Source organism: Pseudoflavonifractor gallinarum (genome assembly GCF_014982855.1).
In the GTDB taxonomy this organism is placed as follows: domain Bacteria; phylum Bacillota; class Clostridia; order Oscillospirales; family Oscillospiraceae; genus Pseudoflavonifractor_A; species Pseudoflavonifractor_A gallinarum.
Window position 1 is genome coordinate 198,219 of record NZ_JADCKF010000001.1, and the last position, 13,524, is coordinate 211,742.

The window sequence follows — 13,524 nt, forward strand, 5'->3', positions numbered from 1 at the left end:
ATCAATAAAGAAGCATGTGGAATAATTACAATATAATTTATTTTATTTTTAAATAAAATATTTCCAAGTGCAAACGGAAGGTGTATACTGAGGGGGAACAGTATGGGGAGGAGCATCCTGTGAGATCCGCGCAAAAAAACGGACCCCGGCTGAGCCGGAGTCCGTCTTTCTATCGCGTGAAGCATAAAATCAATAGCCGGGACGCAGACGTACCAGCTTGTCCCCGCGCGCTTTCACCATACCGATGGCAGCGCCGGGCACGCCCAGGTCCTTCAGACGCTGGAGGAGCTCACCGGAGCGGGATTCGGGCACCGTGATGAGCAGGCCGCCTGCCGTCTGGGGATCGTACATGGCGTCGGACCGCTCCAGCGCCACACCGGGCTCCACCACCACATCGTCGGCCAGATAGCCCATGTTGTTGTAGGCGCCGCCCGGGATGATGCCGTCTTTCGCCAGCTCCAGAGCCTTGGGGACGATGGGCACCGCGTCGGCCCAGAGTTCAAAGCTCAGGCCGCATCCCTTGGCCATCTCCTGCACGTGGCCCAGCAGGCCGAAGCCGGTGATGTCGGTACAGGCGGTGGGATGCACGGGGAGCATGGCCTCCTGTCCCTTTTTGTTGAGGGTGGTCATGATCGCGAGCATCTCGTCATACTCCGCCTGGGTGAGAAGCCCAGCCTTAGCGGCGGTAGAGAGAATGCCGGTACCAAGGGGCTTGGTGAGGACAAGGATATCGCCCTCTTTGGCCCCGTCATTGGTGAGAACCTCGTCCGGATGGGCAAATCCCATCACGCACAGCCCGTATTTGGGCTCCTTGTCCTCAATGCTGTGGCCGCCGACGATGACGGCACCCGCCTCCATCACCTTGTCATATCCGCCGGCCAGGATGCCCTGCACCACCTCCAGAGGCAGGCAGTTGGGGAAGGTGAGCAGATTCATGGCGATTTTCGGCGTGCCGCCCATGGCCCACACATCGGACAGGGCATTGGTGGCGGCCACCTGACCGAACTGGAAGGGATCGTCCACAATGGGAGGGAAGAAATCCACCGTGGCGATCATGGCCGTCTCATCGTTGACGCGGTAGACCGCCGCGTCGTCGCTGGAGTCAAACCCCACCATCAGATTCGGATCATAGATGCGGGGCAGATCGGCGAGCAGTTTTCCAAGGACACCCGGTCCTATTTTGGCCCCTCACCCACCGGCTGAGGTCATCTCGGTCAACTTGATCTTGCTTACATCCGACGACATATTCCGCACCCACTTTCTTGTGTTATGGCTCTCCGGGGGAGAGCGTGTTCTATTCTAACCCTGTTTCCTGCAAATAGCAACCACAACCCGAGAAGAAGAGAGAGGAACGATCATTATGCAACTCAAGCAACTGGAGGTCTTTGTGCAGGTGGCCCGCCTCAAAAGCTTTTCCAAGGCTGCCGACGCCCTCTACCTGACCCAGCCCACCATCAGCGCCCACATCAGCGCACTGGAGGGGGAATTGGGCAGTAAGCTGGTGGTCCGCTCCACCAAGGAGATCCAGCTTACCGCAACCGGCAATATCCTCTACGGCTATGCCAACCAGATCCTGGGCCTGTGCGAGCGGGCGGAGCAGGAGGTCAAGACGGCCTCCTCCGACATCCAGGGCGCCCTGTCCATTGCGGCCTCCACCGTGCCCTCCCAGTACCTGCTGCCCCGCATTCTGCCCCATCTGCGCAAGCGCTATCCCAAGGTCTTTTTCCAGGTGTTTCAGGGGGACAGCAGCCAGGTGGCCCAGCGCATCTTTGAAAACGGCGCGGAGATGGGAATCATCGGCTCGCCGGTACAGAAGGCGGGATGCGTCTGTACGCCCTTCTTTTCCGAGCGCATGGTGATCGTTACGCCCAATACGCCGGAATTCCGGGAACTGGACGGGACCATTTCCGGACAGGTGCTGCGTGCCAGTCCCTTCCTGGTGCGGGAGCCCGGCTCGGGTACCCGCAAGCGCAGCGAGGAATTCCTGCGGGGCATTGGGATCGATCCCCGGGAGCTGACCCTGGCGGCCCAGCTTCAGAGTACGGAGAGTATTTTGCAGGGGGTCAAGAACGGCCTGGGGATCTCCATTGTGTCTGGGCTGGCGGCGGCGGACTATGTACAGATGGGCAGTATCCTGTCCTTCGACTACGATAGTCCTCTGCTGGACCGGCAGTTCTATCTGATCCATCACCGCACCCGGCCCCACTCCCCGGCCGCATCTATGCTGCTGCAGGAGCTCCCCCGGTATTTTCAGGGGGAGATTGAGGCGGGCAGCCTGAAAGCGGAACCGACATCGTAAAAACCGGCCCTGCCGCAGCTGCGGCAGGGCCGGTTCCGTTCGCTTCTCAGGGGCGAAATTTAGTTGAAATACTCGGTAATACCGGTCTCGCCGATGTCGTACTCGTTGGGGATATCGATCTTACCGGCCTTGATGTCTTCCACGGTCTGCTCGACCTGAGCCACCACATCCTCAGGCAGGGTGGCCTTGAAGTCCTCGTTCCACTGGAAGGAGATAATGCCCTCCTTCATGCCGAGATACTGGATCTCGCCGGAGGCCTCACCGTTCATGACGGACTCAAACGCAGCCACATAGGCGCCGGGGGCGTCCACCATCATGTTGCCGGCCACCTGCTCAGGAGCACCGGAAATGTAGTCGCCAAAGACGCCGAAGGCATACACACCCTCGGACTCAGACACGGCCTTGATGGCGCCGCTGTTGCCCTCGTCGGCATTGGGGAAGATCACGTCGGCGCCGCCCTGGATCTGGCTCTGGATGGTCTCATAGGCCTCGTTGGAGTTGGAGGCGCTCAGGACGGAGAACTTGACCACGTTGTTGGGGTCCACGCTCTTGGCGCCCAGGGCAAAGCCCACGCCGGGCTTGGTAAAGGAGGGGTAGTCGCCGCTGACGATGGTGCCCATGACGCCGCTCTGGGTGAGCAGGCCGGCCAGAACGCCGCAGACATAGCCGCCCTCCTCGGTGCTCATGCACATGGGGAACTGATTCTCACCGGTCACGGCACCGCCGTTGGTAATGAACCAGGTGTCGGGGTAGTCGGGAGCCACTTCGGAGAAGTACTCGGCAAACTGGCCGCCCTGGCCAAAGACGATCTTGTAGCCCTCGGCAGCCATATTTTCGGCCTCGGCCCGGGCGTCGTCAGCCGTGGTGACCGAGTCGATGATGGCCACCTGGCAGCCGTACTTCTCCTCAATGGCACGCACGCCGTCGGCGCCCTGCTGGCAGTAGCCGCCGTCGGTGGGAGAGCCGGAGAGCATGACGCCGACTTTCCAGGTAGAGGGGTCGTCAGAAGCAGCCTGGGTGGGTTCGGTCCCGCCGCCGCCACAGCCGGAGAGAGCCGCTGTGAGAAGAGAGCAGGACAGGAGCAGAGAAAGTGCCTTTTTCATGTGGGTATCCTCCTCAAAATGAATCAGTGCGCGGGGTCATCAGAAGAATTTTCCGATACCACTATCATAATCAAAAAGGATTCCGCCGTCAAGGGAAACGGCGGTAAAATGGGCCCGTTTGGTCATCCAAACGGGCCCATTTTGATGGTGTGATTTAGTTGAAATAGACCTCGGTTCCGGTCTCGCCGATCTCATACTCGTTGGGGATGTCGATCTTGCCGGCCTTGATATCCTCGATGGTCTGCTCCGCAGCAGCCACCACATCCTCGGGCAGGGTGGCCTTCAGGTCCTCGTTCCACTCGAAGGAGATGACGCCTTCCTTCATGCCCAGGAACATAATGTCGCCCGTGGTCTCGCCGTTCATGATGGCATCAAACACGGCCACATAGGCGCCGGGGGCGTCGGGCAGGCTGTTGCCGATGACCTGGTTGGGGGCGCCGGAGATGTAGTCGCCGAACACGCCGAAGCCATAGACCTCGGGGTTCTCAGACACGGCCTTGATGGCACCGGAGGTACCCTCGTTGGCGTTGGGGAACAGGAAGTCGGCACCGCTCTGGATCTGGCTCAGCGCGGTCTCATAGGCCTCGTTGGTGTTGGTGGCGCTGAGGACGGCGGATTTGACCGTCACATCGGGGTTGACGCTCTTGGCGCCCAGAGCAAAGCCCACGCCGGGCTTGGTAAAGGAGGGCCAGTCACTGCCGGCAATTACGCCCAGCGTATTGGTCTTGGTCATCATGCCAGCGATCACGCCGCAGACATAACCGCCCTCCTCCGTGCTCATGCACATGGGGAACTGATTTTCGCCCACCACGGAACCACCGTTGGTGACGAACCAGGTGTCAGGATAGTCGGGAGCCACTTCGGAGAAGTACTCGGCAAACTCACCGCCCTGACCAAAGATGACTTTGTAGCCCTCAGCGGCCATGTTCTCGGCCTCGGAGCGGGCCATGTCGGCCGTGGTGACCGAGTCGATGATCGCGACCTGGCTGTCATCCAGACCGTATTTTTCCTGAATGGCACGTACGCCGTCGGCGCCCTGCTGGCAGTAGCCGCCGTCGGTGGGAGGGCCGGAGAGCATGACGGCAATCTTGATGTCATCATACTCAGAGCCGCCGGAAGCACCGGAATCGCCTGTGGGAGCAGTGGACGGCTCGGCCGAAGAGCCGCCGCAGGCGGACATCCCCACCATGAGAGCGCCGGCGAGGAACAAGGGAATCAGCTTTTTCATTACATTATCCTCCTTTTGATTGGCATGACTGGGTGCATCTAGTCTATGCAGTGGGATACGCGCCCATGAGAGCGGGCTGATTCGCCGGTGTGACAGACACCGCCGGATATGCCTCCTGTATGCACCTCCAGATGGAAGATGCGGGCACAGGCTTGGAGAACCTCTGAGACCCTTCGGCATGGGGACAGAGTTGCGTCCGTCCAAGGTCATACCCCCGTGGGTGAAAGGAATGGCTCACCACAGTGATATCGTCAAGAATCACAAAAAGATTATATCATATGAAGACTATATGTGGTGAACTTGCCACTATTCTAAAGGACGAATGAAAAAAAGTCAAGAGGAAATGGTCTATTTAAATAAAATAAAGGTGATTATTTAAAAGGTATTTGTCAAAATAGACAAAAATGAAATGAGGAGTTTACCTTATGGAACTTCAAAAAAGCGGCGTGCAGTTCATCTGCACGCCGCCTTTCGGTCAGGGTAAAATTTACTTTTTGCGGGAATAGGGGGTGTTCTCCAGGGGGAGGGTGGTACGGAACTGGCCGTCCATCTTATAATAGGCACCCTGCACCGCGGGAGGGGTGGGGATGGATGTGATCTCACCGATGCCGACTGCGCCATAGCCCAGTTCAGAGTCCTGGTTGGCCTCCACGATGATGGCCTCCACCGGGGGGGTCTTGTTGGCGCGGAAGAGTCCCAGGGTACCGAACTTGGCGGTGGGCTTGCCTTCCACCAGGGGGAAGTCCTCGGTCAGCGCATAGCCAAGACTCATGACCACGCCGCCCTCGATCTGGCCCTCTACGCTCAGCGGGTTGATGGCCCGGCCCACGTCGTGAGCGGCCACGACCTTTTCGATGGTGCCGTCCTCATTGAGGCAGACCACCTGGGTGGCATAGCCGTATCCCACGTGGGAAACGGGGTTGGGCTTGTCGGCGCCCATTTTGTCGGTGGCGGCCAGGTACTCGCCATAGAACTCCCGGCCATTCAGATCGGCGAGGGAATTGCCGGCGTCCAGGACCTTCTTGAGCTCCAGACAGGCCCGGCGGCAGGCCTCACCGGTGATGAGGGTCTGACGGGAGCCGGAGGTGGTACCGGCGTCCGGGGCATTGTTGGTCTCGGCCTGGGGATAGACCACCACGTCCTGATGCACGCCCAGCGTCTCGCAGGCGATCTGGGTGAGAACGGTGCCCAGGCCCTGTCCGATGCAGGAGGCACCGGCCCGCAGCCAGATCTTTCCGTCCTCCACCGTGATGCGGCAGCGGCCCCAGTCGGGGAGTCCCACGCCGACGCCGGCGTTCTTCATGGCGCAGGCAATGCCGGCTCTGGGATGGTTCTCATAGACCTCTTTGACGGCCTCCAGAGTCTGCGCCAGGGCAGTGCCGGGGAAGGCGATCTGACCGTTGGGCAGGACCTGGCCCGGACGGATGGCGTTGCGGTAGCGGATCTCCCAGGGAGAGATACCAACTGCCTCTGCCAGCAGGTTCAGGTTACACTCGGTGGCAAAGCAGCTCTGGGTCACGCCGAAGCCGCGGAAGGCGCCGGCGGGCGGGTTGTTGGTGTAGACGGCGGTGCCGTCGATGTCGATAACCTGATAGTTATAGGGGCCGGCGGCGTGGGTGCACAGGCGCTGAAGCACGGGGCCGCCCAGGGACGCATAGGCGCCGGTGTCGGTGACCACCACGGCCTTCATGGCGGTGAGGTAGCCGTTCTCATCACAGCCGGTGGTGAACTCCATCCAGGCAGCGTGGCGCTTGGGATGGATGAGGATGCTCTCATCCCGGGTCAGCTTGACCTTGACCGGACGGTGGGTGTGGTAGGCCAGCAGCAGGGCGTGGTGCTGTACGCTCACGTCCTCCTTGCCGCCGAAGCCGCCGCCCACCAGGGCGTTGATCACGTGGATCTGCTCCGGCTTCCAGCCCATCATGAGAGAGCACTCATGCTGGGTATCATAGGTGCCCTGGTCGCTGGAGTAGATGAGGGCCTCCTGATTCTCGTCATCCACCATGGCCACGGCGCACTCGGGCTCCAGGAAGGCGTGCTCGGTGGGAGGCGTGTAGTAGGACCGGGTGACCACATGGGCCGACTTGGCCAGCACCTCGTCGGCGTTGCCGCGGACCAGATGCTCATGGGCCAGGATATTGCTGCTGCTGCTCTCGTGGACCAGCGGGGAGCCCTCTTTTAGGGCCTCCCGGGCGTCGAAAATGCCGGGCAGCACCTCGTATTCCACCTTGATCAGGGCCTTGGCCTGCTGGACCTGCTCCCAGGTCTCGGCGGCCACCAGGGCCACGGCATCGCCCAAGTAGTGGGTCACATGGCCCACGGGAACCAGTGCGTCCCAGTCCTGCTTCAGATGGCCAACCTTAAAGGAACCGGGGATATCCGCCGCCGTGAGAACGGCATGGACGCCGGGCACGGCCTTGGCCGCGCTGGTGTCGATGGAGAGTACCCGGGCCCGGGGATACTGGGCGCGCAGAGCGGAGCCCACCAGCATGCCGTCGATCTGGATGTCATTGGTATACTGGCCGTAGCCCAGGACCTTCTCGGCCACGTCCACCCGGTGGGCCCGCTGACCCACGCCGGTGACCACCGGAGGCTTGAGATCTCTGCGGTCCTCCCGGATCAGGCGGGCGGCCAGCTCGATGGCGTCGATGATCTTCTTATAACCGGTGCAGCGGCAGATGTTGTTGCGGATGGCAAAAGCGATCTCATCCCGGGTGGGATTGGGATTGCGGTCGATGAGGGACTTGCCGCACAGGACCATGCCGGGGATGCAGAAGCCGCACTGGACGGCTCCGGCCTCGCCGAAAGCGTAGACATAGACCTCACGCTCCCGCTCGCTCAGTCCTTCGACCGTGAGGATTTCCTTCCCTTCAAATTTGGAGACCTTCTGGACGCAGGCCTTGATGGGGGCGCCATCCACCAGAATGGTACAGGCGCCGCAGGCGCCCTGGTCGCAGCCGTCTTTGACGGAGGTGAGTTTCAGGTCCTCGCGCAGGACATCGATAAGTTTGCGGTCCTGCTCGACGGTTACGGTCTTGCCGTTGACGTTCAGAGTGAACATCTTAAGTTGCCTCCTTTAAATCCTTTGAGATGGTTCTTACCGTGCGGGAGTGGGGTGTAGATGCGGATCGAACGTATCCGGCGGGGGCGATACAGCCCATCTGCATTTTGCACATTCCAATCTCAAAATAAGCCTATTTTCCTTCTTGTTTATAGCTTAGCACTAATTTTTTGGAAAGGCAATATTGGGCTTGTAGGTAAAATAAACAAAATTCAAAAATAGTTTTAGTTAAAATAAAAAATTTTTAGGATACCACTTGACTTATCAGTATAATATGGTATTATGGTTGCGGAAAGCGGGAGAAATTCCGCGAGGTAATCTCTCAAATTTTTACGGAGGCGAATGAAGTAAAATGGAGATGGAACAGATTAAGTGGGTACCCAATCGGATGCCCAAGAGCGACGACAAGTGGCTGGAAGTCATGTCCCTGGAGAACGTGGCCAAGGCCCGCGCGTTTCACAGCAGCTTCCCTCAGTATTCCGTGACCCCTCTGGCCAACCTGAAGCGGATGGCCACCTACATGGGCCTGGGCGGCATCTATGTTAAGGATGAGTCCTATCGCTTTGGCCTGAACGCCTTTAAGGTGCTGGGCGGCTCCTTTGCCATGGCCCGGTACATCGCGCAGAAGACCGGCAAGGACGTGTCCGAGATGACCTATGACTACCTGACCAGCGAGCAGCTGCGCAAGGAGTTTGGTCAGGCCACCTTCTTCACCGCCACCGACGGCAACCATGGCCGCGGCGTGGCGTGGGCTGCCAACAAGCTGGGTCAGAAGGCTGTTGTCCATATGCCCAAGGGCAGCTCCATTGCTCGTTACAATAACATTGCCAAGGAAGGCGCCAAGGTCACTATCGAGGACGTGAACTACGACGACTGCGTGCGCATGGCTGCGGCTGAGGCCGACGAGTGCGAGAACGGCGTCATCGTGCAGGACACCGCCTGGGAGGGCTACGAGGACATCCCCTCCTGGATCATGCAGGGCTACGGCACCATGGCTTCTGAGGCGGCCGAGCAGCTGCGTCAGATCGGTGTGAACCGTCCCACTCACGTGTTCGTGCAGGCGGGCGTGGGTTCTCTGGCCGGCGCGGTGCAGGGCTTCTTCCACAACCTCTTCCCCAATGATCCTCCCAAGGTGGTCATCATGGAGACTTCCGCGGCCGACTGCCTGTTCCGCGGCGCTCTGGTGGGCGACGGCAATCCCCGCATCGTCACCGGCGATCTGAAGACCATCATGGCCGGCCTGGCCTGCGGTGAGCCCAACATCATCGGCTGGGACATCCTGCGCAACCACTCCAGCGTCTTTACCTCCTGCCCCGACTGGGTCAGCGCCAAGGGCATGCGTATGCTGGGCGTTCCCTGCGACGGCGACCCCGTGGTCATCTCCGGCGAGTCCGGCGCCGTGGGCATGGGCTGCCTGGATGCCATCATGAACAACCCCGATTACAAGGACCTCAAGGATTATCTGGGCCTGGACCGCTTCAGCCAGGTGCTGATGATCTCCACCGAGGGCAACACCGATCCTCAGAAGTTCCGCCGCATCATCTGGGACGGCGAATATCCCACCACCAGCACGCCGCTGGCTGAGTACGAAGGTTATCGACTGAACAAGTAAGACTGGTTCCTGCGATACAAGCGAACAGACGTCTCTCAGCAAACGGCGGCCCCGTGGCCGCGGGGCCGCCGGATTGCTTGCCCATTGTTTACAAAAAAAGTCATATATGTAATTTGGAGGATTAGTCATGGATTTTGAAAAGATCAAGGCCGCAGCCGAGAGCTACCGCGCTGACATGAGCCGCTTCCTGCGGGACATGATTTCCCATCCCAGCGAGAGCTGCGAGGAGAAGGAAGTCGTCATGTGCATCAAGGCCGAGATGGAAAAGCTGGGCTACGACAAGGTCGAGATCGACGGCCTGGGCAACGTGATCGGCTGGATGGGCGAGGGCGACAAGATCATCGCTTTTGACTCCCACATCGACACCGTGGGCATCGGCAACATCAACAACTGGGAAGCCGACCCCTACAAGGGCTACGAGGATGACGCCGTGATCTTCGGCCGCGGCGGTTCCGACCAGGAGGGCGGCATGGCTTCCGCCACTTACGGCGCCAAGATCATGAAGGATCTGGGCCTGATTCCTCCCGGATACAAGATCATGGTGGTGGGCACCGTTCAGGAAGAGGACTGCGACGGCATGTGCTGGCAGTACATCGTCAACAAGTTCTTCCCCGCCAACGGCATCAAGAAGGAGCAGGTCGAGTTCGTGGTCTCCACTGAGCCCACCGACGGCGGCATCTACCGCGGTCACCGCGGCCGTATGGAGATCCGCGTGGACGTGAAGGGCGTTTCCTGCCACGGCTCCGCTCCCGAGCGCGGCGACAACGCCATCTACAAGATGGCCGACATTCTTCAGGATGTCCGCGCCCTCAACGAGAACGACGACGCCGACTCCACCGAGATCAAGGGCCTCGTGAAGATGCTCAACCCCAAGTACAACCCCGAGCACTATGAGGATGCCCGCTTCCTGGGCCGCGGCACCTGCACCACCTCCCAGATCTTCTACACCTCTCCCAGCCGCTGCGCTGTGGCTGACTCCTGCGCCATCTCCATCGACCGCCGTATGACCGCCGGCGAGACCTGGGATTCCTGCCTGGAGGAGATCCGTCAGCTGCCCAGCGTGAAGAAGTACGGCGACGACGTGAAGGTCTCCATGTACATGTACGACCGTCCCGCGTGGACCGGCGAGGTCTATGAGACCGAGTGCTACTTCCCCACCTGGATCAACAAGGAGACTGCCGCCCACGTGCAGGCTCTGGTGGACGCTCACCACGGCCTGTTCGGCGACAAGCGTCTGGGCCACACCGACGCCGATCCCAAGCGCGACGCCATGCATCTGCGCGAGGGCCGTCCTCTGACCGACAAGTGGACCTTCTCCACCAACGGCGTGGCCATCCAGGGCCGTTACGGCATCCCCTGCGTCGGCTTCGGCCCCGGTGCTGAGAGCCAGGCTCATGCCCCCAACGAGATCACCTGGAAGGACGATCTGGTCCGCTGCGCCGCCCTGTACTCCGCCGTGCCCGGCCTGTACAAGGAGGAGAACAAGACCGACGACGTGACCCAGTTCCGCGCCACCCTGACCGACAACGACATTAAGTAAGTTTTTCCTGTGCATACAGGCGGAGGACCGCCGGAAGGTCCGGCGGCCCCCTCCTCCCTGTTCCATCTGAATCTGTGACGACCCGATTCGCCTCCGGTCCATACAGAACTGAACTGAAAACTCAAATATAAAGGAGAACAAGATTATGGATGCCAAACTGCAGGCTTATATTGACAAGCTCAACAAGCTCAACTTCAAGGAGATGTACGAGGGTGACTTCTTCCTGACCTGGGACAAGACCGACGACGAGATCGAGGCTGTCTTCACCGTGGCCGACGCCCTGCGCTACATGCGTGAGAACAACATTTCCACCAAGATCTTTGAGAGCGGCCTGGGCATCTCCCTGTTCCGCGACAACTCCACCCGTACCCGTTTCTCCTTCGCCTCCGCCTGTAACCTGCTGGGCCTCGAGGTGCAGGATCTGGACGAGGGCAAGAGCCAGATCGCCCATGGCGAGACCGTCCGTGAGACTGCCAACATGATCTCCTTCATGGCCGACGTCATCGGTATCCGTGACGACATGTACATCGGCAAGGGCCACACCTATCAGAAGGAAGTGGTCGAGGCCGTGACCCAGGGCAACAAGGACGGCGTCCTGGAGCAGAAGCCCACTCTGGTCAACCTCCAGTGCGACATCGACCACCCCACTCAGGCCATGGCCGACATGCTGCACATCATCCATGAGTTCGGCGGCGTGGAGAATCTGAAGGGCAAGAAGATCGCCATGACCTGGGCTTACAGCCCCTCCTACGGCAAGCCCCTCTCCGTGCCCCAGGGCATCATCGGCCTGATGAGCCGCTTCGGCATGGACGTTGTCCTGGCCCATCCCGAGGGATATGAGGTCATGCCCGAGGTCGAGGAGGTCGCCAAGGCCAACGCTGCCAAGAGCGGCGGTACCTTCACCAAGACCCACTCCATGGCCGAGGCCTTCAAGGATGCCGACATCGTGTATCCCAAGAGCTGGGCTCCCTTTGCCGCCATGGAGAAGCGCACCAACCTGTACGCCGAGGGCGACAGCGAGGGCATCAAGGCTCTGGAGAAGGAGCTGCTGGCTCAGAACGCCAACCACAAGGATTGGTGCTGCACCGAGGAGCTCATGAAGACCACCAAGAACGGCAAGGCTCTGTACATGCACTGCCTGCCCGCCGACATCAACGACGTCTCCTGCAAGGACGGCGAGGTCGAGGCTTCCGTGTTCGACCGCTATCGTGACCCCCTGTACAAGGAGGCTTCCTTCAAGCCCTACATCATCGCCGCCATGATCTTCCTGGCTAAGGTGAAGGATCCCCAGGCCACTCTGAAGGCCCTGGAGGAGCGCGGCATGGCCCGTTGGTTCCAGAAGTAAGTCTTTTTTGGAGATACCTCACGGTTTTTCTCAGTAGTATGGCGCGACCGGTTTCGCCTCCGGCCCTCACGCCTGCTATATAACCCCTTTGCGCAAGGCAAGGCCCGCTTGACGAATCATGGTTTGTCGGGCGGGCCAAACCAATTTCTGGGTGCTGCGCGGCGGGAAAGAGAAAAGAAATTAGAAGAGTTTACAATTTTGTCTGAAATACCATTTGACATCTGAAGACTTTGGCTTTATGATAGCCTTATCAAATTAGACTGCGTATTTTAATAATACGGAAAAATGAGGTGCGACTAATGGGTAAAAAAATCGTCATCGCCCTGGGCGGCAACGCGCTGGGCAATAACCTTCCCGAGCAGATGATCGCCGTGCAGCAGACCGCCAAGGCCATTGCCGACCTGATCGAGGAGGGCCATGAAGTCATTATTGCCCACGGCAACGGTCCCCAGGTGGGCATGATCCAGAACGCCATGACCGAGCTGACCCGCTCCAACCCCGAGAAGTACATCCCCTGCCCCCTGTCCGTGTGCGTGGCCATGAGCCAGGGCTACATCGGATACGATCTGCAGAACGCCCTGCGGCAGGAGCTGCTGGACCGGGGCATCAACAAGCCCTGCGCCACCGTTCTGACCCAGGTCATCGTGGACAAGAACGATCCCGCCTTCGAGAATCCCACCAAGCCCATCGGCGCCTTCATGACCAAGGAAGAGGCTGAGAAGCTGGCTGCCGAGCGCGGCTATGTGGTGAAGGAGGACGCCGGCCGCGGCTACCGCCGTGTGGTGGCCTCTCCCAAGCCCCAGGCCATTGCCGAGATAGATACCGTCAAGGCCCTGGTGGACGCCGGCCATGTGGTCGTTGCCTGCGGCGGCGGCGGCATCCCCGTGTTCCACGGTGAGGGCAACCGTCTGGACGGCGCTGCCGCTGTGGTGGACAAGGACTTCGCCTCCTGCGTGCTGGCTCAGCAGCTGGACGCCGACTGCCTGATCATCCTCACCGCCGTGGAGAAGGTGGCCATCCACTTCGGCAAGCCCGATGTGAAGTGGCTGGACGAGCTGACTCCCGCTGAGGCTGAGAAGTACATCGCTGACGGCGAGTTTGCTCCCGGCTCCATGCTGCCCAAGGTGCAGGCTGCTCTGCAGTTTGCCCAGTCCAAGCCCGGCCGTACCGCCCTCATCACTCTGCTGGAGAAGGCTAAGGACGGCGTTGCCGGCAAGACCGGTACCAGCATCCACTGCTGATTTTCCGTATTTACCGGGCCGGGGCGTAACACGCCCCGGCCCTTCCGTAGTTTTATCCGGGAGAGAAACTCCCGCATCTGAATGGAGGTTTTCCC

The 13,524-nt window shown here is 60.0% G+C and carries 9 protein-coding genes; 5 read left to right on the top strand and 4 right to left on the bottom strand.

Annotation, left to right across the window (positions count from 1 at the left end; translation table 11 throughout):
• Nucleotides 1–189: 189 nt before the first annotated feature.
• A complete protein-coding gene (gene selD / locus INF37_RS00915; protein ID WP_101692403.1) occupies nt 190–1,245 on the bottom strand; it encodes a selenide, water dikinase SelD in 1,056 nt (351 codons plus the stop codon).
• 115 nt (nt 1,246–1,360) lie between these two features.
• Between selD and INF37_RS00920 the strand changes: the two genes are divergently transcribed.
• On the top strand, nt 1,361–2,299 hold the full coding sequence (locus INF37_RS00920; protein WP_193535840.1) for a selenium metabolism-associated LysR family transcriptional regulator: 939 nt from the start codon (nt 1,361–1,363) through the stop codon (nt 2,297–2,299).
• Between the two features lie 59 nt (nt 2,300–2,358).
• Here the strand turns inward: INF37_RS00920 and INF37_RS00925 are convergent, their stop codons facing one another.
• From INF37_RS00925 to xdh, 3 genes are all read right to left on the bottom strand, one after another.
• The gene (locus INF37_RS00925; protein WP_193535842.1) at nt 2,359–3,402 is read right to left on the bottom strand and encodes a BMP family lipoprotein; all 1,044 of its coding nucleotides are present in this window, start codon (nt 3,400–3,402) and stop codon (nt 2,359–2,361) included.
• Between the two features lie 154 nt (nt 3,403–3,556).
• Nucleotides 3,557–4,630 carry a BMP family lipoprotein gene (locus INF37_RS00930; protein WP_193535844.1) on the bottom strand — a complete coding sequence of 358 codons (1,074 nt, stop codon included), beginning with the start codon at nt 4,628–4,630 and terminating at the stop codon, nt 3,557–3,559.
• A 487-nt stretch (nt 4,631–5,117) separates the two neighbouring features.
• The gene (xdh, locus tag INF37_RS00935; protein ID WP_101692399.1) at nt 5,118–7,691 is read right to left on the bottom strand and encodes a selenium-dependent xanthine dehydrogenase; all 2,574 of its coding nucleotides are present in this window, start codon (nt 7,689–7,691) and stop codon (nt 5,118–5,120) included.
• A gap of 358 nt (nt 7,692–8,049) precedes the next feature.
• Between xdh and dpaL the strand changes: the two genes are divergently transcribed.
• The 4 genes from dpaL (at nt 8,050) to arcC (ending at nt 13,429) form a co-directional block, all read left to right on the top strand.
• Entirely contained in the window at nt 8,050–9,303 is a 1,254-nt protein-coding gene (dpaL, locus tag INF37_RS00940; RefSeq protein ID WP_193535846.1) for a diaminopropionate ammonia-lyase, read from the top strand.
• 127 nt (nt 9,304–9,430) lie between these two features.
• Nucleotides 9,431–10,843: a YgeY family selenium metabolism-linked hydrolase gene (locus INF37_RS00945; RefSeq protein WP_101692398.1), complete on the top strand. Its 1,413-nt coding sequence runs from the start codon at nt 9,431–9,433 to the stop codon at nt 10,841–10,843.
• Between the two features lie 145 nt (nt 10,844–10,988).
• A complete protein-coding gene (gene ygeW / locus INF37_RS00950; RefSeq protein WP_101692397.1) occupies nt 10,989–12,188 on the top strand; it encodes a knotted carbamoyltransferase YgeW in 1,200 nt (399 codons plus the stop codon).
• Nucleotides 12,189–12,487: 299 nt separating this feature from the next.
• Nucleotides 12,488–13,429, top strand: a complete 942-nt coding sequence (arcC, locus tag INF37_RS00955) for a carbamate kinase (protein ID WP_101692396.1) — start codon at nt 12,488–12,490, stop codon at nt 13,427–13,429.
• The last annotated feature ends 95 nt before the right edge of the window (nt 13,430–13,524 follow it).